Below are 23574 nucleotides of genomic sequence, written 5' to 3'. Positions count from 1 at the left end.
GGTAATCAAAGAGATGCGCGGGCATCCACATACTGCTGCTGTTTCATATGGCGGATCATCACGCGCCCTTCCGGCATAAATTCGGTGCCGAAACGCACCAGCCCAATCTGTTTGAGCTCGGCATCAATGGCATAGCGCAGCTCGCCGGGCAGATTTTGTTCCAGTAACACCACATCAATGCGCTTCAGGCGCGGCTCGTATTTCAGCAGCACGGCAGAGAGCGTGTAGAGCAGTTGATGCGCGGTGCCAGGCATGCCCTGCAGGATGCGCGTCATATCGGGCAGTCCGTAATCGGGGATATGCGACAGCGATCCGGCGCGGGTATTGAGGATGCGCTGCATGTTATCGAGCACGGAGAGGATCACCTGATCCTGCTCCTTCACGCGATCCAGCTCAAGACCACCCGCGAAGCTGCCTTTCAGCAGCTCATACAGCGAAGGTTGATGATTGCCGCCACTCATGGTTTTACCTCGCTAATCAGGCGCAGACTGTTGCTGCTTAACTCAAGCACGCGCGCTTTATCCGCATCCAAATCGTTGCGCTCCAGCACCCGCCGCCAGCTGTTATTGGTCATGTCCGGCTGCTGGAACAGCGCGACCACCGCGACAAATTTTGCCTCTTTTTCCATCGGCATATTCAGCGACACGTCACCGCCCGGCGTCAGCACCACGTCACGATCGGCGAGAAGTTCTGACTTGAGCACGTCTGCCGCGTCGCCAGTCAGTTGCTGATACACCGCGCCGTCAAACGCTTTGCGCTCGCTGAGCTGGAACACGCGCACCATCACCGGCTGCGACAGCGGATTGTGCTCGCGGCTGTCGCTGTTGAGGCTTTCACGCGCGCTGAAATCAAGATGCAGCGTTTTAATCTGCTTATAGAAAATCGCGTCAAACGCCGCGACGGATCCCTCAGTGACTTTCTGCTGCAAACCGCAGCCGCCAAGCAGCAACAGTGCGCTGCACATCATAATGTTAATCAAAGTGGTAACTGACACGTCGCTGCTCCTCGCAGGGTTTGACCGGGCGCATGCCTGCATAGCAGCCCAGTTCGGTGGTAAAGGTTTGAGGGATGTCGCTGCACTCTTCGTCCGCGCCCAGTACGCCGGTCATACCAAGCCAGAACGGCGCATCGCCCAGTTCCGGCGGGGCCAGCAGTTGCGTCTCCAGACACAGACGGATGCGCGCGCGATAGCGCCAGCCGAGATAGACGCGCAGCATCACCAGAAAATCCTGATACAGCTGGCCGTCCGGCAGCCAGCGCGTGGCCTCATCCGGGCAGGCGGTTTGCAGTTCAATCAGCAGCTGGCTGTTGGCATCCATCGCTTCATCGCCGAGTGGCGCATTGCCATCCAGTACGAACTCGCATTCCAGCGGATGGCTGACTCGCACCGGACGCAGGCAATGTGGCTGCACGCAAACTGAGGTGCCGGGCGCCAGCAAACGCACCAACGCGCGAATGCCCTCTTCCGTTCTGCCCGGCTGGCGCATAACGCCGAGTAACGCCAGAAAGCGTGAAACCGGCGTGGCGATATGCCTGCCGGTGCCCGGAATGCCCAATCCCACCAGCCCGAGCAGTGACTGGGAGATTTTGTCGCTGCCGCCCGCTTCGAAGGTCGCCGGATACGAGTATTTGCGCCAGATGCGATAAAACTGCGTCAGGATGCGGTGGTTAAACATATCGAGAAAACCCTGCAGCGCTTCATGCCCTTCATCGCGCTGGGTGATGTCATCGATATAGTTGCCCGGCAGCGGTGAATCGACACCGTACAATCCGAGAAAAGTGGTGCGCACCACTGGCGGCGCAGCGGCATCGGTTTCAGGGTACTCAACCGCTTTCAGCTCGCCCGCTGGAAAACCCATGCCGGGATGCGGCAGCAAACGCACCGCATCATTTCCCGGCTTGCTGGTGCTGCCTAGCGGCGGCTTGTCCTTATGCTGATGTTCAATCAGCTGACAAAAGCGGTAAAAGTTTAGCCGCGTCAGCTCCTGCTCCAGCCGTGGCGTCAGCCGGAGATGTGGCGATTGTGCTTCTCTTCCCATACGAGGCGCTCTCCGGTTGGCTGCAGGATTAAAATCAGACGGTTAAACAAATGGATGTCGGTGTAGAGGGCAAAGAAACGACTGAGCATTTCGCCAAACAAGCAGATATCACCGCTGCCGGCAAAGCCGCTGCTGTCGAGGGTGATTTCAATCTGCACGCCGCGCAGCAAATAGCCCTGCTCAAAACGTTCGGTCTCTCTATGACAAACGTGCAGAATCGCTTCCAGCCGACGGCGATTCATTTCGCTGTTCGTCCAGTCGTACAGCGCCAGCGTGCCGCGCAATACTTCGGCGTTATCCATCATCCACAGAAAGCTTGAGCCGAGGTGGCTCAGCACGCGCCAGTGAAAGCGGTCGCGGTTTGGCGGGTAACACGGCAGCGTTGGTGCACACAAGTTGCGCACCTGCATCGCCACGTCGGTGCTGCTCACGGCGGTATCCAGCAGTGTGCTTTGCAACGCACGGCGCGGCAGCTGACCGTTGGTGCCGGTGACGCTCACCGACAGACTTTCATTCTCTGGCAGGCTGTGATTATCAAACGCTTCGCCGCCGAGGATCATCCAGGTCTCGTGCAGCCCGGACGGTCCACTTCGCACGCGCGTATGGAAGTAATGTTCCGGCACTTCGTGACGCAGCATGCCGCCTTTATGGCGGAAGCTGCTGAAGGGTACGTAAGGCTGATTTTTCGAAGAGATCACCGAATCCACTGAGTAAATTTCGGTGTGACCATCCTGCACGCGCATCGGTCGCAGCATATATTCGGTCTGCAGGCCGTTAATCATTAATGGGTCAGATTCCATCGCGAACAGGTTGATGACCGGCACGGCATTCAGGCGCAGATGTTTCTCGCTGAACTGGAAATCATGCTCCCAGCGCTGGGCCAGCACCACGTCAAGTTCATACCACGGCAGCGAGGCGGGCAGCGCAACCTGCTCCAGCCCGCGCAGATTTACCGCCATGAATTTTTCGCGGAAGGTGAAGTATTCCAGCAGCAGTTGATAGCCGCTAAAGCTGCCCTCATCGCCCGGCCACAGCCGATCTTGATCGCTGAACCCCTGCGCGCTGAAATGGCCGTCAAAGCGGCGACTGTCGATTTCACCTGGCAGACGTAGCGCGATGCTGGCAACGTTGAGCGTGAGAGCTTCGTGCAACGCGCAGGCCAGCGGTGCATCTGCATTGAGATAGAGCGGAATATGGCTGACATCAATGCGGCTCCAGTCGGCCAGCGCGCTGCCGTTAAAGCGCAGGCGAATGACCGAGCGCCCGGCGGCATCGGTCGACAGTTTTGCCGACTCCAGCGCCAGCGGCAGCACCTGCACGTCACGCGTGGTGGTGTAACGGCAGCGCGTACCTTTTTCACCCACCGGACGCGATATCACTTCAAAACCGCGCGCCAGCCGCATCGGCTCCTTCATTTCACGCCAGTCGGGCGTGAACTCCACCACCGACATCGACGGGATGGTGCGCAGATAGTGCGGCCACAGCAGGCTGACCAGACCTTCGGTCAGCTCTGGCAGGTCATCGTCGAGTTTTTCCCGCAGCCGACCGACCATAAAGGCAAAGCCTTCGAACAGTCGTTCCACGTAGGGATCGCGCGCGCCGGCTTTATCGAGATTGAGCATCGCTGCCTGTTCAGGATGGGCGCGAGCGAACTCTTCGCCTGCTTCTTGCAAGTAGCGCATTTCGGCGTCGTAATAACGCAGGGTTAAGTCGTCCATGGTATTCACTAAGTGATGTGCCGCCGGAACGAATCAGGCGGCAGAAAGTTGAAAGGCGGATGTCAGCTGCAGAGGATGGCGGCCCTGACCGGGTCAAGCGTGATAAGGCCGGACAACAGCGCGTCCATTTCCGGTTGAATGCGCGTGCGTTCACTTTCGCTACGCGCTGCTCTGGCACGCAGCAACTTCAGTCGTCGGGCTCGCACTTCGAATAATAAGGTTGGTTCCCACTGCGCAAGCGTCAGTGCACCTGCCTGCTGGTTAAGTTCATCCAGCAGATGCAGTGCCATTTCGCTCTTACCAAACTGCTCGCACACGCGCGCCATCAGCAGGCGCAGCAGCCACTGATCTTTCGTATTGCTGGTGCCCGGACGCATTTGCAACCAGGCAAGCGCGGCTTCGACGTTTTCCGCTTCCGCTTTTTCCACTGCTTCGTTTTCCAGCGACAAAATGTCGTTATCCGGGCGGGAAACCGGCGTGTCGCTTTCTGTTAAGCGCACATCGCCCATCACTTTCTGCGCGATCCAGCTGCGCGTCACCTCATCAGCAAACGGCGTGCCGTCTGAATACGAGAGCATTTCAAGCCCCGGCAACCGCGACAGCAATCCGTTTAAATCCTGCTGCACGATATTCGCCAGCGTCGCGCCCTTATCTTGTCGATTCAACGCTTCGCAGGCGTACCACTGCAGATCAAACCACACGTGATTGATCGCCTGACCAAACAGCGAATCAGTCAGTTCCAGCAGTTCCATCCAGCTTTGCTGAACATACAGGCGCTTAAGGTGTGCGCGGTGATCGGGTTTTGGCGGCAGCAAGCGGGTATTGCCGCCGGGCCCCAGCGCAGGAAGATTGAGGATGGTATCCCAGCGCACGCTTTTCATCAGATGGTGCGCTGAAAGCCAGCCGCCGGGCTGCTCGCGCAGGTAGTTTGCCAGCACTTTTGCCTGCGCCTTGAGCGTTTCGCCGGAGTTGACCGGCGCAAGTACGGCAAGAGCTAAATCATCCACGTCCGCATGCGCCGGGCTGTTAAGCGGCACCATCGCGCTGGCTCCGCCGTTCTGCGCCAGCCGCAGTTCCAGCGCGCGCAACAGCGGCAGAAGTCCGCTGCGCTCGTCTTCATTAAGCGCATCTTCAATCAGCAGCAACGCGCCGCTGATGCGGCAAACCCGCGCGATATCGGCTTCCGGCCACAGTGTCAGGCTGTCGAGCATTCTGGCGCTGCCGAGCCAGGCCAGCGCGCCCTGGCGACTGCGGCTGCGCTGCGGATGAAGCTTTCCACCAAACTGATTCAGCGCAGCTGCCAGCAGTTCAAGTCCTTCAGCCAGCCCCTGCTCACCATGCTGATGCAGGCGCGCCCAGGCGTAAAAGCTGATGACCCGGATGTCCTTGCTCACGGTTGTCAGCAGTGATTCAGACAGACGAGCGATCGCGTCGGTATCAAACCCGGAAAGCTTATTCACCTCTTCACGGATCTGCATAAACTGATCGTCGTAAGCCGGATCGTCTCCGGCGGGCAACACTTGACTGACCGGTTCCAACCAGCGCGCCCAGTCGCTGCAGCGTTTTTTAGCTTCGCTTCTGAGTGTGGACTCATCCACGCCGCAGGCGCGAACAAGTTCTGTCATCGCGGTCATTATTCTGCTCCGTCCATATTGGTGGTGAAGTCATCCGTGCTTGTTTCACGCGCGGCCATCGCTTCTGAGGCACTCGCCGCATCCACGCTGAATATTTCCGTCGGCAACGTAAAGCCGCGCAGGCGCAGCAGCGCCAGTGGACCGTCGCGCATCTGCGTGCGCAGCACCCACGTCAGGGTGCGTTTATCCGGCGTGGTGAAGCTCAGCAGCCAGCGGCTGCGATCGAGGCGCTCACGTTTACCCTGCTCCAGCCAGCGGATAAAGCCCCAGGTGCCGGGATAATCGCCGTAAATCTGCGCGCTGCTTTTCACGCCGGTCCAGGTCAGCAGCGTGCCCGGTTTCAGGCTGTCGCCCGGCCAGCGCATTGCCTGCCACGTCGCCATCTGGTTGAAGTAACGCAGCGGCTGGCCGTCGAGCATCAGCTGAGTTTCCACCACGTCTGGCGCGGCGCGGCCCTGCAATTCAAAGCTGATGCCCTGCGTGCCGTCGGTAAACAGAATATCGGACAGCTCGCGCAACTGGTTAACCGCCCTGAGGAAGGCAGGATTGAAGGTCAATCCCTGGCTGTGCGCCGCATCCGGCACCCAGCTGCTGCCCTCTTTTTGCAACACGCCACCGAGACGGCTGCTGAGGAAGCTATCGATGCGTCCGGCGTCGCGGCGGATAAACTCCGCCAGCATCGGCAGCGACGCGTCGCTTTGCCCGGCGGCAAACGGATAGCGCCCGTCAAACGCGCTGCGCCAGTTTTCCACGATGGCGCGCTGCCACTGCGCGTTCAGGCTCACCGCCGACGGCTGCAGGATGGTTTCCCACGCCTGCGTCAGGGGCTGCACGAACATCGTCTGCCCGAATCCGCTCCACTCTTCGCCGAGGCTCGCCGCCATCAGGCTGCCATATTGCTGGGTGTCGGTGAGATCGACGCTTTTGCCCTGGAAAACCGTCTGCGCCAGCGTTTGCAGCATCTCCTGCGGATCCGGTGCGGCCGCGACCTGCTGCAGACGCAGGCGTACGCGGGTGATGCGGGTTAAAAAGGTTTGCAGCGTCAGGCTGCTGTCGGCGGCCATCAGCTGCGATCCGCTGTTTTTGCCGGTCAGCGCCAGCAGCGGGCCGAAGGTCACATCCAGCGGACCTTCGGGGCCGGTGGCTTTCTGGCTGATCACCAGCTTGTCTTTCTGGCCGATCAGATCTTTGGCTGAATTGATCAGCGTGTCGGACAGCGCCTCGCGCTGCTGCCCGGTCTGCCCCTGCCATGCCAGCGTGTTCATCAGCGCAATCAGCGGCGACTGCCGCACGTCGCTCATCAGCGTCAGCTGGTCCGTGACGTCGGCAATGTTCTGCGCCGGGTTGAGCCGGATGCCGTTGAGGAAGTTGAGCCAGCTGGCGGCAAAGTCACTGAAATAGCGCTGGGTTAACCGGGCCTGCAGTGCTTCCGGGGAAATCTCCTGCGGCACGGCGCTGCGGGTATCGCTGAGCACCCAGTCGATTTCATCGCGCCGGGTGTTGGCCGCTTTCTCAATCTCCTGGCGCACGCCGCCTTCCCACGCCTGGCGCGTATACACGCCGGGAACGTTGTCATCGCTGCTGAACAGCCGGCGCATATCGGTGCCCGGCGTCATGTCTTCCAGCGTCAGATCGGTGTAGTTGCGGCGCACGTCGCGAAGGATGTTTTGATACAACGTCATCTCGGCGTTGCGCTGCCCGGTCTGCAGCAGCAGCACCTGACGCACCTGACTCAGCAGCGACGCATCGGGCTTGATGCGCCAGCCCGGCTGCGACGGCAACGACGCGGCATAGAATGCCCATAAATCAGGTGCCAGCGTCTGCCACAACGACGTTGAAATGCCGGGATATTCCGGCTGAACGGTCGCCATGGTCTGCGCATAAAATGCCGGTTCAGCGCGCTCCGGGCGCGCCATCATCAGCCAGGCCTTTAACTGCTGATATCCCGTCTGTGCCAGCGTGGCGCGTAGCGGGCTGGCGGCAGGCAAACCTGCCAGATAGGTTAATTTCTCCTCCAGCGCGATGCGGGCGGGTTCGTGGATCAGCTTATGTGCTAAAACGCCGTACCACGGCAGCAGCGCATCGTGCAGCGGCTGCGTATGGTTAATGCCGAAGCGCTGATACCAGGGCGCGCCGTGCTCCAGCCAGTGTTGCTGCTGCCCGAGGTCGTTACGCAGGCCGTGCAGCGCAATCAGCTGCGCATCATCAGCTTTCGTTGAATTCACCAGCACCTCAGCTTTATCCACCGCGCTGACAATCTGATGGCGGTTGAACAGCGCAGACGCCAGCATGCCCGCGCCAGCAAGCAGCATCAGGCTCAGCAGCGACCAGGCCAGCGTCTGCTCCCACGGCAGCCCGGTGCGACGGCCTCTGGCGCGGTCTGACGCGATACTCTGCCAGAGCGCGCTGTCGGATAATGCATGAGGATGCACGCTGTCCGGCGCAGGCTTTGCTTCCGGCAGGCTGAACATCAGGCCACGCAATAAACTGCGACGCGCCGGATCCAGCCACGGCGCTAAGCGCTGCTGCCAGGCCTGACTTTCACCGCTGGCAAGCTGCTGCGACAGACGCAGCAGCCAGTCGTGGCTGATGTTATGAGCTACCTGCGTCAGACCGCGTTCACGTAACGGAGCGACCAGGCTTTCGAGCTGTTGAGCTATATCTTCCGGCAGCACTTTCGCCGGAAACACTGCGCCTACCGCGTTGTTTTCACGCTCTGGCTGCGGCCAGTCACTGTGACCGAGCTGCCAGATCCACACCGGCGCACGCCAGCGCAGCGCGATGGCAATTTTCTCCAGCGAGCGCATCGCTGCATCGCTTTTTTGTGGTGTGATAGCGGTATCGGAACCGTGTACCAGAACAATGCCGTCCAATGGGCGGCTGCGGCGCAGCTTGCGCAACGCGGCGTATTTTTCAGTGTCCAGATGAGCATCAAGGCTGCTACCGTAAATCAAAACAGTGCGGTTGCCTTCCATCCACGCATTTTTGCCCAGTCCCGGTACAAGCTGGCTAATCGCGGAGTCATCGCCGACAACCAGAAGCAGACGAACTTTGCTGCGCCAGAAGAGGTGGTAGCGTGAGCGAAGATAGTTGCTCATATCGCTCGCCAGGCATGTGAAAGCTGTGGCAGAGGCAGGCTTTTCTTCTGTTTTGTCACGCGATGGGGTGACCGGGACGCCCGCATTCAGCGGACTGAATAAGAAGAAAATCACCGTACATATCAAACTCGCCAGAAAAATAAAGCCCGTCAACGGAAACCAGAACTGACGGGTGGTTGCTTCAACGGGTAAGGCTTTTAACTGGGAGAGCAGGAATAAAAAAAGCAGTAAAACGGACACGGTAACGAGCCCGCACCCCAGCAGACGAAAGAAGTTTTTCATTATTTTTTGTTCCTTTCATGCTCACCAGCAGCACGGATAAATCCCGGCAGCAGCGCGCTGGCCACCACCTTTCGTAACGCTAATGCCAGCCCAGGTAAGGTCACGCCAGGTACGGCCAGTAAAGTGAACGTTCCCCACCATGAAAATAACCAGGCAGGGAAGGCAAAAACTAAAGACCAGATAAGAAGAGTATTAAGCAGGACCGCCAGCATTATTCCACCCGCAGGGAAAGGCGCGGTCAGCGCCCGTTCGGAGAAGGTGTTCATCAGCGGCATTTTCCTGCCAGCCACCATCGCCCAGGCCTGTTTATCATCGGCCCACACCAGCCACTGGCTACCCATGTCGTAATTAACGGCTTCGATTGCCGCAACGGACATCAGCCATCCGGCAAGGTGGCCGTATCGATCGCAGCCTTCATCAAAATCAATGAGCCCCGCCATCGGCGCTGAACTGCGCAGGGACAGCGGCAGCTCAAATACGGCAGATGTCAGTTGCTGACGCTGAGGGGCGCTGAGTCCGCTGAACCACACCAGCCCAACAGACGCTGATGGTTGCTGATTCATCTCTTTCAGCTCTTTTAGTTCGGCTGAAAGTTCACTGGTCTGCAACGGCATGGCCCGAAATACCTTTATGGCTTCTCTTTGCTGAGTAGCAGAAAGCAGTAAGGGAGGCGCGAGTAATAATGCGCTGGCAAATTCAGCCAAGGTTTCATTCACCAGACGATAATGTATTGCCAGAATCAGTAGCGGGTTGTGTGATGCCAGCAACTGGTTATTCCAGAATTCGAAAGGAAATTCGGCGGGTAACACATGAAAGGTGGGCGTCCACGGCAGTGCATGCTGTTTCCACAGTGACGCAACACGCTGCTTTTCCTGCTCCAGTGATGCGGCAGATGTCTGAATGACAACGGTGACTGCACCACTGGGATACCAGCTTACTAACGACGATGCGGCCTGCTTGAGCAGAATCTGGCTAAGCTGCTCAAAACGTGAAATTCCAGGGATGAGTGCTTCCCCTGCAAGCAATGTGGTGGGTTTATCAATAACGTCATTTTTAGCGACCAGACCTGTCAGTTGAGGGACGTAATCTGAGTTCACCATCAAACTGCTCTGATTAACAACACACAGGTGCTGATGGGCATGCTGCTGCCAGGCAGCATGTAAATTTATTCGCCAGCTGTTCCAGTAAAATGCCTGCAGAGCCTGAATTTCCCACCCTAACAAATACAGGGTGAGGATTGCCATCGAACTTACCAGCATCGTCGCGGCCAGCGGGAGCCAGGCTCCGGATGAGAGAGAAGACCGCTCTTCCACTGAACCAGAAAACAAAAGCCAGGCAATACTGATTAACACGCAAACGAAAATAATAAAAAAACAGATCCACGGGGAACATGCGCTGGCGGGTGTCCGCTCAGGCACTTCCGGTACTGACCATCCCATTAGCCGATCTCCATATCCGGCAGGCTGGTGATAACCACCGAGCCACATTCCGTTTTGCAGCCATGTATAACGATACCGCGACCATTTTCTTCATAAGATGCAACATCGCATTCGATAATACGGTTAGTGCCATGTAATGGGCAGGACACCGTATCATGCAGCAGGGCGACATTTTTTCCCTGAATATCGAAAGTAGATGATGCAGATGTTACTTTGCCGCGGTGAGACGTAGAATCACCCATGACGATTGCAAATTTGCCCATGATTATCACCTATGTTTTATTTACTGAATGGTGGAGTAACTAGTTTTATAATATTGACCGTGCGATGGTCTCAAGTGCCACTTTAAATTACTTACACCTAAGAATGATAAATAGAAACTCAACTTCACAGAGTCATCTAATTATCGGAAAACGATAATATTCGAGGACATTTAACATACAGAAATAAAAAATTATTGACAAAACCACACCGCCACCATCTTGAATTACTTCTTTTAACTAAAACCCTTTACACCCATGTAATAACACAATCTGATAAGATTACGTATAAAAACATTACCAGATAAATAAATCCAAACATCCCATCCCCATAAAACCAGCTAGCATTGATGCACGGGTTGTTAATATTATCAACAAGAATTGAATCAATGTTTTTTTAATTTTAGTGTTCGGCTCTATCAATTTCCATACAGCATTGGCAACTGCCAGGTTAATTTCACCAATAGCAAAAAGATCAACCGACCCAACAACTATATGATATTAGAAGTAAAAACATAGAAATCGCACACCATATAGCCAAGAATTTTAATACTTTGAACGATCCTTCGATTTATTTAGTCAGGTATAATGAAATAAACATGCCAGCCACTATACATCCCATAACCACAAAAATTAATAACTCATATACTCCACCCATTATAGTTCCCTTTTTTATTTATTAAGATGTAAATATTAAAATGACGATGTTGAAGGAAAACCTTTAGCATTTAATTTTTATTTATATCATTCCATTGTTTTTTTAAAGTCAGACATGGTTTCATTTGATATTTCCGAGGGGATAGGTGGAATGTTTAATTCTCCCTTTTCAAAATAAACATCATAACCTTTTGTCCAGTCAGCGATGTTACGAAGTTTATTCATAAATTCTTTATCCCATGTTGCATCACAGAAACCTATAGGCAAATCGTAGGCTACTACCTGCCTCATAAATTTCGGATTATTAGGTAATGTACTGTGATCTGTTGGCTGTGAAATAAATGCACCAACTCGAATACGTCTTTCCTCGTCGGTTTCCAACCGCATCACAGGTTGTGCTTTCGGATATTCGCTGCCAGATTGACGATACTCTCCACTAGGCACTTGAATTTTTGGATATAGCACGACAAAGTTGTTAAACGTATCGTCATTAGGTGTCATGTTTCCACTTTTTAACATTGATGATTGTCCCCATCCAGCTCCCTCAAAGGATTTCGGTTTTTTATCCCAACGTTCACCGCCATTTGGTCGCGTCATATCAAATTGCATCATATCAGAAGCAGGAATAGGATTGGGGACCTCCTCCGCATTAATATCAAGGGTCTGATAATCTGGAGTATTGTATGTCAATAAATCACCACCATCATCCCAGAATGGTTTCTTATCAGGTAATGGCCAGAAAGGAGTTTTAGAATTAGGCTCAGCACCACAAGATGTGGATCTTGCCATCATTCTCTGAAATAAATGTCCTTTATATTTCGTTAATAACTTATGGGGTTTTTGATCCAATCCGTTGTTAGGCAACCCTTGCCAACCTAGGCTCAATAAGGGTGTGGACCCCATAACTCTGTCATGTGGATTACAATAAATATAAAAGCGACCATGATTATCTCGTTCAGAGATCCAGCGTTCTGATGTAGTAATGTCTTCTCGCAGCTTTGGTTTGACTATAGGATAATTAGCACCTGATGACTCTAAACCATCTGGCACATAGGTTTTTGTCTTCAAAGGTATTTTAGATTTATGATTTATAGCAGGTGTCCAAGGTTGATTATCATCAGATTGTCCAACAAATAATTCATTATATTTATCAAATGGTAAAAAACTCGCTCTTTTTGCTATCTTTTCAATAATAGCTTCCAAAGTCTTTTCTCTAGCCCTGTCTGACAAAATTTCTTGATCTGGCAGAGAAAAATAATCTGAACTTTTTGTATTCATGGCATAAGGAGAGTTTAGGATAAATAAGCTGTCTGGCGCTTTTTGCGCCAGTGCTGTAGCAGCTAAAGCAATCATAGTCCCCTGACTATGTGAAATAATGCTAATGGTATCTCTAGGGTATTTTTCTCTTATAGAATCAATTAGGTCTGAAAGTCGCTTTGCAGCGTGAGCGTAATATTTTCGTGGCGGTGCATTTTTTAATAAACGATCAAAATCTGGTGCGAAAGTTTGCACTTCAGCACCTACATATCGCAACTTTTCATTAAACCCTGATTCACCCCAAAGGGACACAAGGTTATTTGTTCCATTTTGGAATGGACCACCTCCCCAAAACCAGGGTCCCTTTCCACAAAGTATTTCTGGATCCGCGCCTTGATTTCTCAAATGGTGATAATCTTCATTATTCAGATTAACAAGTGGTATCTTATAGATATCCTCATTTCCGTCCTTAGCCCGATAGCCCCAATAAAAACGCACTACTGGGGAGTTAGCATTTTCGGAATTGAGCAACTCACGATCCCTTTTATATTTATCAAAATCTCCAGCATTATCACAAGTGTATTTATTTGGCACTAACATGTAAGGGGTACCATTAAGTCCCAGCCGATCATTTAATCCGTTGCAAATATTTTCTTCTGCAGAAGAAAACCACTCACCTGTAGAATTAACGCCATGTACAAAAAAGATAATTCCTGGATAATGTATAGGTATTTTGCACTCCGCCCTAACTTTAACACTTTGAGGGGATAAACTGCTTCTAAAATGAGGTTTTCCATTATCATCAAAAAGGCAATTGGTAGTGCGGACTGGTTCTTTTTTTTCGTTCATTTAAGTGACTCAATCTCAGTTTTTAATGTATTTTACACTTCTAGGTTTGATGGAATCGTCGCAATGAAAGTGATCATCCTGAGATGCCATAATTACCACCCCATCAAGTGAATCGACAACCCCCCCATTATTTCCAACATCATTTCCATCTGATATATAATGTTTTTGATATTTATCACCGATGCTTTTTTCGTATATCACACCATCATAAACAACCACAAGACTATAAGAGGATGAGTAAATCTTAATTAATTCATTTTTAAAGTGATTATCTATAGATATGTAATTAATATAATATTCTGAACTTCCATATTTATAGTTAACATCTCTATCAGGATAGGCGATAACGTTATCACTCGCGGAATAAATAAACTTACCAGAATATGATAAAACATCATTTTGTTTTATTATTGACATTTCATTTTGAGGTTTTTTATCCATACCTTCAACCCCGGCGAACTTCTTTATTTTTTTATTTGTGTCATTGTAATAAACAAACCCACCACTATTGCAATTCAAATATTTTTCAAAAGTAAAAAAACGGTGTTCATCAATGCGATATACTACTTGCGGCTCGACGTCTATCTCAACATCTCTGACCGCCCGGCCTCCTGAACCACTTGGCAAACCGAAACCAAAACTTGCGCCTACGGTTTGTAATACTGGTAAAAAAATAATACTCAGCACAGCCAATACAATAAATACAACCACAGCAAACATTGTTATTTTTAAGCTCAAGCTGATCTTATTATCATTTTCGCTATTCATTTTACTATTCCACTAGTATTTTGATGCCGGGTTAAATGTCAGGATCATGTCGTCAGCAATTTCAGATTGGGCCAGTTCAGTCTCGCCAGAAGCAGAAGTAACTCCCTCAATCACCTTACCTCCTGGCATGGTAATGCGGTAAGGCAGGTTGGCTATCGGATGACCTGTTAACGCATTTGTGACGACAAACTTTTCATCAAAAGTTTCTGGTGAAAATGACTTCATCACGCTCTGCATATCTGCTGCACCCGCCTTGCTGATGCCCGCGTTTTTAACCACTAGTTTGCCCGGTCCGCCAATCTCCACGTGGCCGCCCTTCAGCTTTATATAACCGCCGCCGCAAATCAGCGTCAGCTCATCCTGCGCCGTCACCACCAGCTTCCTGCCGCTCGAAATATGCGTATCCTCCGTCGACCAGGTGGTGATATTTCCGCCCTGAGCCTGAATATCAATATCGTTATGCGAACTAAACAATTTTGCACCTTCACGGCTGTACAGGCTGATTTGTTTGCCTGCCGCCACGGTAAGGTCTTTCTGCGCGCCGAGGTCCATCTGCCTTCCGGCGGTCAGCGTCAGGTTATCCTGCGCCGACAGCTGCATATCCCCGCCGCTGACCAGCGCCACACCCTGCGGCGCGCTGCCCAGCAGCACCTCCTGCTGCATGTCTTCTATCTTTTTCTGCAGCAGCGCCTGCTGGCGCGCCACGTCCGCCGCCAGCGCCTGCGCCTGCTGCGCGCTGGCGGCAAGAGACTGCATTTCAGTCAGCGCGGCCGACAGGCGTGACAGCACCCGCTGCATGTCCTTCTGCTTACCCCGCGCACCGGATTGTCCGTCCGCGCTGATAAACAGCCCTCTGCTGGCGCGTATCGCCCCCCAGCTGTCGGTGCGCAGCTCGAAGCCCTCGCCGCGTACCTGGCCTTCGCCGTCCACCAGATGTCCGAGGTTCAGCTGGCTCTTGCCGCCGTATTCCGTACTGAGCTTGATGTGCTCCTGCCCTCGCGTGTCGTCGAGGCGCAGCTTGTTGTTCGACGGCGTGCGCAGCACGTTGCGCCTGAAGTTGCGGATGGTGACGTGGTCCGCGCGGGAGGAATCATGCAGCACGCCGGCGATGTACGGACGGTCCGGGTTGCCGTGCTCAAAGCCAATCGCCACCTCGGTGCCCGCCAGCAGCGGCAGGTGCAGGCCGTAGGTGTCGCCGGCGAACGGGCGCGACTGGCGCACCCACAGGCTTTCGAAGCCGCTTTCCCAGCCCGCGCGGTCAAACAGCATGCTGACGCGATAGCGTCCGTCGCGGTCAATGTGCCCGTAGGTGTCGTTGGTGGTGGTGCTGGTGATGCGCGCCGGTAAGGTGCCGGCCATCACCGGACGCGGCGCGGGTTCCGGACGGTAGCCGTAGCGGCCTTCCGCCGGGATGCCGTGAAAAGCGGTTTCCATGCTGCTGTCGCGCGCCGCGCGGCAAAGCAGCGAGGTGATGACCACGCCACTGCGGAACACCTCAGCAACGTTGTCGCCGCCGCTGGCGCGTACCACCACGCCGGGCATCAGCGCCGCGCTGCTGGACCTGGCGCTCAGCTGCGCCTGACCGTTGAGGTAGCGCTCGTGGCGCAGCCGGGCGTAGAACGCGCCGCTCTCGGTGGCGGGAGTCGCGCTGTACGCCTCACCCGCCTGCAGGTAGTTGTCGGCCCAGTGATAGGCTTCGCCGTAGGTGGTCTCGTCGCCGCCGGTCACGTCGGCCCGCGCGTTCATGTCGGCAGTAGCGTCGCGATAGTTGTAGTCGCGGGTGCTGACGGTTTTCTCCACCACGCGGAAACGGCTCTCCATCGCCCACACCGACTCCACGCCGCTGTCGTGCAGGCCCGACGGCGGCACGGCGGGCAGCGTCAGCCCGTTCACGTAGCCCTGCGGGCCGTCGTAAAACTCCACCACGTCGATGTTGAGTCGCGTGTCGGTGGTGAAGAGGAACCAGATGCCCACCTCGGCCAGCAGGCGCGAGACGAAGCGCAGGTCGTCTTCGTCGAACTGCATCACCTGCTCGCGCTTCGGGTAGTCGCGGCCGAGGTTAAATACAAAGTCCTGCCCGCGCATGCCGTGGCGCTCGCGCAGGATGGCTTCGGCAATCTGCGGCACCGACATGTCCTGCCAGATGGCGTTCTGTCGGGTGCGGGAAAGCAGCGCCAGGCGCGGCTGCAGCGTGATGGCGTAGCGCGCTTCGTCGGCAGACGCGCCGAGCATATCAAAGCCGGTGACCATGCCCTGCACCACGCGCAGCGGCCCGGCTTTATGCAGCAGCTCGCTAAGGCTCTGCGGCGATGGCAGCAGCGTCAGCGACGCCGGTTTCAGCAACATCGCCTCGCGGCTGATGTGCTTGTCGGTGCTGGTGAAGATGATGTGCCAGCTGAACGGCGCGCTCAGCGCTTCTGTTCCTTCGAAGCTGAGCACGTCCAGCGGGAATGAGGCGTCTTTGACCTTCAGCAGGTGGTGACTGTGGCTGAAGAAGGGAATGGCCGTTCCTGTCATGGTGAAATCCTTTTGTTGCCGCGTACAGAAAACCGTCGTTCACTCAGAACGTAAAGGTCACATCGCCTTCTTCACTGGTACCCAGCGTCAGGCTGTTGCTCAAGGTGCCGCTGGCGCGGTGCTGCAAAATCATCTGGCTCAGCACCGGCAGAATCTGCTGATTAAGCAGGCTGTCGACGTTGCGCGCGCCGGTGTCCGGCAGCAGACAGGCGTCGGTGAGCATCTCGTACAGACCTTCGCCGATGGTGGTGCGGATGCCGTAATGACGTTGCAGCCGCTGGCTGACCTGCTTCAGCTTCATTTCCACAATAATGCGCATCGCCTCGCGCACCAGCGGGCGGTAAATCACCGTCTGGAAGCGGGCCAGCAGCGCGGGCTGGAAGTGGTCACGCAGGATCGGACGCAGGCACGCCTGAAGTTCGGATTCGGCGGCGTCCGGGGTTTCTTCCAGCAACTGCATCAGCGAAGCGCTGCCGAGATTCGAGGTCATCAAAATGACGGTGTTGCGGAAGTCGATTTCGCGCCCTTCGCCGTCGCGCATAAAGCCACGGTCAAACACCTGATAGAACAGGTTAATCACGTCGCGGTGCGCCTTTTCCACCTCGTCGAGCAGCACCACGCTGTACGGACGCTTGCGCACCGCTTCGGTGAGGATGCCGCCCTGGCCGTAGCCGACGTAGCCCGGCGGCGAGCCTTTAAGCTGGCTGACGGTGTGCGCTTCCTGATACTCGCTGAGATTGATGGTGATTAACGACTTCTCGCCGCCGTACAGCACATCCGCCAGCGCCAGCGCGGTTTCGGTTTTGCCGGTGCCGCTGGTGCCGACCAGCAGAAACACGCCCTGCGGGCCGTTTTCCGAGGTGAGTCCAGTTTTGGCGGCGCGCAGGCGCTGGGCGATGGCGCTAAGCGCCGCGTCCTGGCCCACCACGCGCGTGGCGAGCTGGCTTTCCAGCATCAGCAGTTCCGCCTGCTCGTTCTTCATTAATGAAGAGAGCGGTACGCCGGTCCAGTCGGCAATCACGCCCGCCACAATGCGCGCGTCAACGTCGGCGGTGAGCAGCGGCTCGCCGGGCTGCAGCGCGTCGAGGTCGGTCTGGAGCTGTGTGATGGCGCTGCGCTGGCTAGCGTCCTTGCGACCTTCCAGCAGCTCATGCATCAGCGACTGCACGATGCCGAAACGCTGCTCCAGCGCCTCCAGCTCTTCATCGGTTACCGCAATCAGGCCGGCGATTTCGGCCAGGCGCTCCTGCGGGATGGTGCCGCCGAGCGCTTCATCATCAAGAATGGCGCGCTGTTCAATGTTCAGCGCGTCGAGCTTCGCTGTTAAGCGTGTAATGGCTTCCGGCGTGGTGTCCTGGCTCATGCGCACGCGTGCGGCGGCGGTGTCGAGCAGGTCAACCGCCTTGTCCGGCAGCTGGCGTCCGGTGAGGTAGCGGCGCGACAGCGTGACGGCGGCGCGTACCGCCGCGTCGGTAATGTGTACGCCGTGGTGTTCGGCGTAGCGCGATTTCAGGCCGCGCAGCATCAGGCAGGCGGTATCGTCATCCGGCTCGTCGACTTTGACCATCTGGAAGCGGCGCTCCAGCGCGGCGTCTTTCTCGAAATACTGTTTGTACTCGCTCCAGGTGGTGGCCGCGATGGTGCGCAGCTCGCCGCGCGCCAGCGCCGGTTTCAGCAGATTGGCCGCGTCCGCGCCGCCCGCCTGATTGCCTGCGCCGATAAGGGTGTGCGCCTCGTCGATAAACAGCAGCACCGGCTCTGGCGCAGCCTGCACTTCGGTGATGATGTTTTTCAGGCGCTGTTCGAACTCGCCCTTCACGCCCGCGCCCGCCTGCAGCATACCGAGATCCAGCGTATGCACGCTGACCGGTTTGAGGCTGTCCGGCACGTTGCCCTCAGCAATGCGCAGCGCCAGCCCTTCCACCAGCGCGGTTTTACCCACGCCCGGTTCGCCGACCAGAATCGGGTTGTTCTTGCGGCGACGCGACAGGATATCCACCATCTGGCGGATTTCGTTGTCGCGGCCCAAGACCGGGTCGATTTTGCCGCTGCGCGCGTCGGCGGTGACGTCGCGGGTAAAGCGGGCAAGGGCTTCGGCGGTTGGCGCTTTTATCGCGCCTGGATCCTGAAGCGTGCTTACCGGCATTTCCTCCGGCTCCGCCTCCGGGCGTTCATCCGATTGCACTTCCAGCATCAGTTGCAGACGTTCCAGCTGGCTCATGCGCAGACTCAGCAACGACCACAGCCCTTCACAACGCACCAGCGACGGCTGTTCGGCCAGCGCCATTAGCAGATGGACGCTGCGGATTTGCGAATTGTTGTCCTGCATTGACGCCATCAGCCACGCCTGCTTTAGCAGGCTTTCGAGCGAAGCGGAGAGCTGGGGACGCCCGCGCACCGCGCGCGGCTGACGGTCGAGAAACACCAGCAAATCCTGCCAGATGGCGTCCATATCCCACTCGTAGCGTCGCGCGATCACGATGATGTCACCCTCGCCCTGTTCCAGTAGTTTGAGCAGCCAGTGTTCCGGCTGAATTTCGGCGTGCGCGCGGGTCTGGCACAACGACGCGGCGGCTTCAAGCGCCTGCGCGCAGAATGGGTTAAGGCGACGCAGCAAGGCGGCTGACTGACTGTCCATAGCAAAATTCTCCTGATTAGGGGCACGCTACCGCCCGTCGCCGTTTACCGAAGCGCATAAGGTCAGCAGGTCTGATGTGAAATGACTTGTGGTTTCACCCGTCGAAGATGGAATCACCAGGCATCTGGGGATAATGCGTATCAAGGTCGCCATAAATGGCGACCCTACGATCAACGCTGGCGATTACGCGAAATATGACGCGTAATCAGGCTGTGGCGCGTTCGTTCCATGAGTCCGAATGAATAATGTTGCCGTCTTTGTAGGTCCAGGTGATTTTTTCGTAGCGCAGCTCAATCTGTTCCAGATGATTGTGCTTCTCTTTGGACGGGTCCTTAACGTCATGCATCACCGGATTGACCTTCACCACCTTCACGTTCTCCAGCTTAGTGTTGAAGTACTCCACTTCCTGACCGGCATCGCTGATGCGGTACCATTTGAACTCCGCCGACTTCAGCGTCTGACCGGTGGTGACCGCCTTGTAAAGGTACGGGCTGGATGAGTCGATTTCCTTGGTGAACAGAAACGGCGTGTGGATACGCGTGCCGGTCAGTTTGCCAGTGTTGTTATCGGTCGGGATGTAGAGGTTGTGCTGCTGCGCCACCACCTCAATGCTGCCCTCACGATCCTGCACGTCCACCGATCCCTTGATGTCCGCACCGCCGTCGTCCTTCAGCCACAGATAAACCGGAATTGCCATGTTGTTACTCCTTTTCTTCATGATTGCCGTCACCATCCTGTGATGACGGGGGGATTACGTCCGGTGCCTGGCAGGCATCGGCCTGCGGAACCAGACTGATTTCAACGCGCCGATTGGCTGCGCGGCCTTCGGTGGTATCGTTGGACGCCATTGGGCGACTCTGGCCAAAGCCCTGCACCGCGAAACAGCTTTCATCCACATCACCGGTATCGCGCATCCAGTCGCGTACCGCTTCGGCGCGCTTCAGCGACAGGCGCTGGTTGAGCGTCGGATGGCCGGTATCGTCGGTATAACCCGCGATTACAATCAGCCAGCCCGCGCGCGCTTTGATGTTGACCAGCGCGTTCACCATCACTTTGGTCGAGCCCGTTTTCAGATCGGATTTGCCGGAATCGAACAGCGACATCGCATCCAGACGCACCACTGTTGGCTGAGGTTTGGGCTTCGGCACAGGTTTAGGTTCAGGCTTAGGTTCAGGAATCCATGAACTGATGGCGTGCAGCACCGGCAGACGCAGATGACCACCCTGATACAGTCCCAGCCCCAGGCGCAGCGGCACACCCTGACGCGCATAGCCGTCGAGCTGGCTGGCGTCCTCGCGCAGTACCTGCACAACAGCAAGCTTCGGCACGTAGTCGTTCATGGCAATGCGGTTGTAGTGTTCGAGGTCGAATACGATGCGACGGATCATCGACTGGTTATTCCAGGCCACCGCACAGAGTGCGATCACAACGGCAATGGCGAAGGCCGTGATCGCGATGCGCAATGCGCGGGTTCCGGGCGTCACGCCACGGCCTGCTGGAAGCAGCGGAAGAATAAAGTCGGGAAGGATGACGGGCGTATTCGCTGCGGCACCGGCGCTGCGGATGGAGGTGTGCTGCCACAGCCAGGCGCACCACAGAGCGTCATGGCCAGTGCCAGGCGTGGCGGGTTGCAGCTGCAATACACATGCGGCGGGTATCACGGCGGCGACATCACTGTGCGTCTCCGTCAGCACGCGTAACACATGTTGACGCGCCCACGCATCCAGCGAGTTGAGCAGGACCTGCTGCTGCATTGCCACGCTGCCACCCGACTGCAGCCATTCGCTGGTGCCGCGCGGCGAGGCGTCATCCAGCCAGATTTGTGGGCTGTTTCCCGCCAGATGAACCTGCCAGAGCGGTTCGGCGCACTGCGTCATCTCGCCGGCAATGCCGACATTGAGCAGTAGCGGCAGCGACTGGCGTGTTTCACGGCGCAGCAGCGCGAGTTGCCAGCGCAGCGCGAACAGCGCATTTTCCAGCACCGTGCTGTCCTGATGTTGCTGCGGGCTAATACTCAGAGAAATGGAAATCTGCCGGCCCCAGTCAGGGCGTTGCAGCAGCAACTGGCGCACGCTGTGTTGCAGTTCGCTGCTGTCTTTCACGCGAATAAAACAGCCCTGCGGCAGCACGCGTACCGCTTCCTCGTCTGACAGGCCACCTGCATCGCAGCACAGCACTACCGGCTGCCGATAAGCGGCATCGGGTAAATCAGTCCATTCCTGACTCGCCACTTGCCTGCGGCGGCGCAGCACCCTGAACGTTACCGTGCCAGCAAGCAGCAGTATCGCCAGCAACACGAGGAAATCGCTGCTGCGCGCAAAGCTCAGAAACTGCGTGCACAGCACCGCCGCAAGCAGCCAGATCCACAGCACCAGCAAGCGTGGAAGCAGCGGCTTCATCCCTTAACTCCGGGCAGCAGGGTCGTGATGAGGTGATCGAGCCAGTGATTCAGTCCCCACCACAGCGCAGCCAGCAGCAGCGCGGTCAGACCAAGACGTGCAGGCCAGCTACTGAGCCAGCCCGCGCGCAAGCCACCGCTTGCCAGCGATAACAACGGCGCATCCGCCGCTCGTGTGAAAGGAGGTACGCGTTTCGTCAGCGCGCTCATCAGCTGCTGGCGCGCGGGCGTATCAGCAGACACATAACCGCCAAGAAAACCCAGCAGCATCACGCGATGAAAGCAGGTTAGCACCCTCTCGTCGGCTTCCGGCTGGGCCAGCACCTGCTGCATGCGATCGCACAGCGTTTCACCCGCGTCCATGGTTTGTAAAAAATGGCCCTGCAGCGGCATGTGATACCACTGCAGGCAGGCATCATCCTGCACGCCGCGCCCTTTCACCGCCTCATCCAGCAGTGCGCACTGCGCCAGCAGAATGTTATGACAGCTCTCGCGGCTGACGCCCGCGTCACGCAGCGCCAGCTGCACCCGCTCCGCATCAGCGACGCAGCGCTGCCACAGCGTCAGCCCTTCGCCGTCGGAAAATGTCGGGCCATGACGCAGGCTGATCACCTGCAGCCAGGTGTTTTGCAGCAGCGCATCAATATCCGGGGTTTGTGATGTTGTACTCATGATTTCAGTACCGCGAAGAGTTCCAGTTCCGGATCACCCAGCGTGCCGGGGACATAAAACATGCAGCTGCCGCTCTCGAGCATGGCGCGTGCCGCCGGATGCGACAGATCCAGCGAGAAATACTGGTTTTCCAGTCGCAGCGGAATGGCGGCCGGCACATGGCTGAGCGGCTTCAGTGGGATCCCCAACTGCGAGCTGTTGACCAGCGCGATGACGTCATCGGGGCTGCCCACTTTGCACTGGCGCGGGAACTGTTCCTGCAGCTGCGCCACCGGCAGTGGCGAGCGCACTGACAGGTAGAAGTCGGCTTCCTCGCGCAGACGCGGATCGTTGAGACGCGCCTGCCACTGACGCAGCCGGCGATCGTGGCTCATCTCTATCGCCACCATGCGCGACGGCAGGCTAGCTTCCAGCAGCGTGCCGAGCAGGCTGAACAGCGGCGGAAATACTTCATTGAGGTTGTCATGCCGGTAAGCCGGGATGGCCTTCACCTGATGCTCCAGCGAGAACGTCAGCAAACTGCCCGCCAGCCTTGCCAGCTCCGGATAAAGCCGTTCCGGCGGGCTTTGCGGATGGCGTAGAAAATCAGCCAGCACCGGTTCGGCGCTGTTGAGCGCGTTAAGCAGCCAGAACAGCGATACATCGGCGACGGCAAAATCGGCCATGCGCTGGTTGCTTTCGCGGCGCATCGCCATCAGGCGTACCAGACGGGCACGCAGCTGCGTCACCAGCTGTTCAAGTGCTGTCACCAGCCACGGGCTGGATTGCAGCGTCAAAAGTGGCGGCAGGAACTGGCCGTCCAGCACCCATCCGCCCTGCGCATCCTGCTGCAGACGCGCAACGGGGCAGGTCAGCCAGTCGCTGTTGTCCTGATGCGCATAACGCAGCGTTAGTTCAGGCTGTAATACCGCAACCTGACGGGTGTCATCCCCGAACAGGTTGCGGATATCGCGCCAGCGCTGGCGGAAGCGCACCGGTCGCTCGGCCACGTCGCTCTCCTGCAGGCAGTTGCCGCCGTTGGCATAGAGTTGCGGCAGCGCCAAAACAACCGTCACTTCCTTCTGCTCCGCCTCAAGTGTCAGCGTCGGTGGCAGCGGATCGGCGTTATGGGTATCGACCAGCGTGCCGTCGCGAAAGCGCAGATGCAGATGACGCGGCTTGAGTCGGCCAAGCTTCAGCGCGTCCGGCTCAAACTCCGCCTGCAGCACGCCCCAAGGTTGGTTAAGTCCCATGCGCGCAATGCACTCGCTGTGCCACGCCTGCCAGGCGAACTGCTGCTGAAAGTGCTGGGGCGAGATCATGGTGCCCCGGCCCCAGAGTGGTTGTTCTGTTTTCATCCCTTATCGCC

At 56.5% G+C, this 23574-nt stretch carries 16 protein-coding genes; all 16 read right to left on the bottom strand.

The genetic code is table 11. From position 1 onward, the window contains the following. Nucleotides 1–5: 5 nt before the first annotated feature. The 16 genes from tssE to tssK all read right to left on the bottom strand — a co-directional run bounded on the left by tssE (nucleotide 6) and on the right by tssK (nucleotide 23563). A complete protein-coding gene (gene tssE, locus ACRQ84_RS22460) occupies nucleotides 6–461 on the bottom strand; it encodes a type VI secretion system baseplate subunit TssE (RefSeq protein WP_064739761.1) in 456 nt (151 codons plus the stop codon). Beyond that, a complete protein-coding gene (gene tssJ, locus ACRQ84_RS22455) occupies nucleotides 458–994 on the bottom strand; it encodes a type VI secretion system lipoprotein TssJ (protein WP_483818182.1) in 537 nt (178 codons plus the stop codon). Before tssJ ends, tssE begins: the two co-directional genes overlap by 4 nt. Next, nucleotides 972–2039, bottom strand: coding sequence for a type VI secretion system baseplate subunit TssG (gene tssG, locus ACRQ84_RS22450; protein ID WP_483818181.1), 1068 nt, complete (start codon nucleotides 2037–2039; stop codon nucleotides 972–974). The genes tssJ and tssG overlap by 23 nt, the downstream gene beginning before the upstream one ends. After that, a complete protein-coding gene (gene tssF / locus ACRQ84_RS22445; protein WP_483818180.1) occupies nucleotides 2003–3757 on the bottom strand; it encodes a type VI secretion system baseplate subunit TssF in 1755 nt (584 codons plus the stop codon). The genes tssG and tssF overlap by 37 nt, the downstream gene beginning before the upstream one ends. Nucleotides 3758–3819: 62 nt before the next feature. Continuing rightward, nucleotides 3820–5391, bottom strand: a complete 1572-nt coding sequence (gene tssA, locus ACRQ84_RS22440; RefSeq protein ID WP_483818179.1) for a type VI secretion system protein TssA — start codon at nucleotides 5389–5391, stop codon at nucleotides 3820–3822. Further along, nucleotides 5391–8771, bottom strand: coding sequence for an ImcF-related family protein (locus ACRQ84_RS22435; RefSeq protein ID WP_483818178.1), 3381 nt, complete (start codon nucleotides 8769–8771; stop codon nucleotides 5391–5393). Before ACRQ84_RS22435 ends, tssA begins: the two co-directional genes overlap by 1 nt. Beyond that, nucleotides 8771–10210 (bottom strand): hypothetical protein, encoded by a 1440-nt coding sequence (locus ACRQ84_RS22430; RefSeq protein ID WP_483818177.1) that lies wholly within the window; start codon nucleotides 10208–10210, stop codon nucleotides 8771–8773. Before ACRQ84_RS22430 ends, ACRQ84_RS22435 begins: the two co-directional genes overlap by 1 nt. Further along, on the bottom strand, nucleotides 10210–10473 hold the full coding sequence (locus ACRQ84_RS22425) for a PAAR domain-containing protein (protein ID WP_483818176.1): 264 nt from the start codon (nucleotides 10471–10473) through the stop codon (nucleotides 10210–10212). Before ACRQ84_RS22425 ends, ACRQ84_RS22430 begins: the two co-directional genes overlap by 1 nt. Nucleotides 10474–11214: 741 nt before the next feature. Continuing rightward, nucleotides 11215–13233 (bottom strand): T6SS effector phospholipase Tle3 domain-containing protein, encoded by a 2019-nt coding sequence (locus ACRQ84_RS22420; RefSeq protein WP_483818175.1) that lies wholly within the window; start codon nucleotides 13231–13233, stop codon nucleotides 11215–11217. A gap of 15 nt (nucleotides 13234–13248) precedes the next feature. Further along, nucleotides 13249–14001, bottom strand: coding sequence for a T6SS immunity protein Tli3 family protein (locus ACRQ84_RS22415; protein WP_483818174.1), 753 nt, complete (start codon nucleotides 13999–14001; stop codon nucleotides 13249–13251). A 12-nt stretch (nucleotides 14002–14013) separates the two neighbouring features. Continuing rightward, the gene (locus ACRQ84_RS22410; protein WP_483818173.1) at nucleotides 14014–16518 is read right to left on the bottom strand and encodes a type VI secretion system Vgr family protein; all 2505 of its coding nucleotides are present in this window, start codon (nucleotides 16516–16518) and stop codon (nucleotides 14014–14016) included. 43 nt (nucleotides 16519–16561) lie between these two features. Further along, the gene (tssH, locus tag ACRQ84_RS22405) at nucleotides 16562–19156 is read right to left on the bottom strand and encodes a type VI secretion system ATPase TssH (RefSeq protein WP_483818172.1); all 2595 of its coding nucleotides are present in this window, start codon (nucleotides 19154–19156) and stop codon (nucleotides 16562–16564) included. A gap of 205 nt (nucleotides 19157–19361) precedes the next feature. Beyond that, on the bottom strand, nucleotides 19362–19853 hold the full coding sequence (hcp, locus tag ACRQ84_RS22400) for a type VI secretion system effector Hcp (RefSeq protein ID WP_064741351.1): 492 nt from the start codon (nucleotides 19851–19853) through the stop codon (nucleotides 19362–19364). A 4-nt stretch (nucleotides 19854–19857) separates the two neighbouring features. Continuing rightward, nucleotides 19858–21555: an OmpA family protein gene (locus tag ACRQ84_RS22395; RefSeq protein WP_483818171.1), complete on the bottom strand. Its 1698-nt coding sequence runs from the start codon at nucleotides 21553–21555 to the stop codon at nucleotides 19858–19860. Continuing rightward, the gene (tssL, locus tag ACRQ84_RS22390; protein WP_483818170.1) at nucleotides 21552–22226 is read right to left on the bottom strand and encodes a type VI secretion system protein TssL, short form; all 675 of its coding nucleotides are present in this window, start codon (nucleotides 22224–22226) and stop codon (nucleotides 21552–21554) included. The genes ACRQ84_RS22395 and tssL overlap by 4 nt, the downstream gene beginning before the upstream one ends. Continuing rightward, nucleotides 22223–23563 (bottom strand): type VI secretion system baseplate subunit TssK, encoded by a 1341-nt coding sequence (tssK, locus tag ACRQ84_RS22385; RefSeq protein ID WP_483818169.1) that lies wholly within the window; start codon nucleotides 23561–23563, stop codon nucleotides 22223–22225. The genes tssL and tssK overlap by 4 nt, the downstream gene beginning before the upstream one ends. Nucleotides 23564–23574 lie beyond the last annotated feature (11 nt).

It is taken from the genome of Pantoea sp. E2023-21, assembly GCF_051302795.1.
In the GTDB taxonomy this organism is placed as follows: Bacteria; Pseudomonadota; Gammaproteobacteria; order Enterobacterales; family Enterobacteriaceae; genus Pantoea; species Pantoea ludwigii_A.
Note: the sequence above shows the minus strand (reverse complement) of the source record. Positions and strands in the feature narration are given on the sequence as shown.

Bases quoted from the DNA above. Each gene is read 5' to 3' on its own strand.
- tssE (WP_064739761.1), bottom strand. From the start codon at position 461: ATGAGTGGCGGCAATCATCAACCTTCGCTGTATGAGCTGCTGAAAGGC.
- tssG (WP_483818181.1), bottom strand. From the start codon at position 2,039: ATGGGAAGAGAAGCACAATCGCCACATCTCCGGCTGACGCCACGGCTG.
- tssF (WP_483818180.1), bottom strand. From the start codon at position 3,757: ATGGACGACTTAACCCTGCGTTATTACGACGCCGAAATGCGCTACTTG.
- tssA (WP_483818179.1), bottom strand. From the start codon at position 5,391: ATGACCGCGATGACAGAACTTGTTCGCGCCTGCGGCGTGGATGAGTCC.
- ACRQ84_RS22435 (WP_483818178.1), bottom strand. From the start codon at position 8,771: ATGAAAAACTTCTTTCGTCTGCTGGGGTGCGGGCTCGTTACCGTGTCC.
- ACRQ84_RS22430 (WP_483818177.1), bottom strand. From the start codon at position 10,210: ATGGGATGGTCAGTACCGGAAGTGCCTGAGCGGACACCCGCCAGCGCA.
- ACRQ84_RS22425 (WP_483818176.1), bottom strand. From the start codon at position 10,473: ATGGGCAAATTTGCAATCGTCATGGGTGATTCTACGTCTCACCGCGGC.
- ACRQ84_RS22420 (WP_483818175.1), bottom strand. From the start codon at position 13,233: ATGAACGAAAAAAAAGAACCAGTCCGCACTACCAATTGCCTTTTTGAT.
- ACRQ84_RS22415 (WP_483818174.1), bottom strand. From the start codon at position 14,001: ATGAATAGCGAAAATGATAATAAGATCAGCTTGAGCTTAAAAATAACA.
- ACRQ84_RS22410 (WP_483818173.1), bottom strand. From the start codon at position 16,518: ATGACAGGAACGGCCATTCCCTTCTTCAGCCACAGTCACCACCTGCTG.
- tssH (WP_483818172.1), bottom strand. From the start codon at position 19,156: ATGGACAGTCAGTCAGCCGCCTTGCTGCGTCGCCTTAACCCATTCTGC.
- hcp (WP_064741351.1), bottom strand. From the start codon at position 19,853: ATGGCAATTCCGGTTTATCTGTGGCTGAAGGACGACGGCGGTGCGGAC.
- ACRQ84_RS22395 (WP_483818171.1), bottom strand. From the start codon at position 21,555: ATGAAGCCGCTGCTTCCACGCTTGCTGGTGCTGTGGATCTGGCTGCTT.
- tssL (WP_483818170.1), bottom strand. From the start codon at position 22,226: ATGAGTACAACATCACAAACCCCGGATATTGATGCGCTGCTGCAAAAC.
- tssK (WP_483818169.1), bottom strand. From the start codon at position 23,563: ATGAAAACAGAACAACCACTCTGGGGCCGGGGCACCATGATCTCGCCC.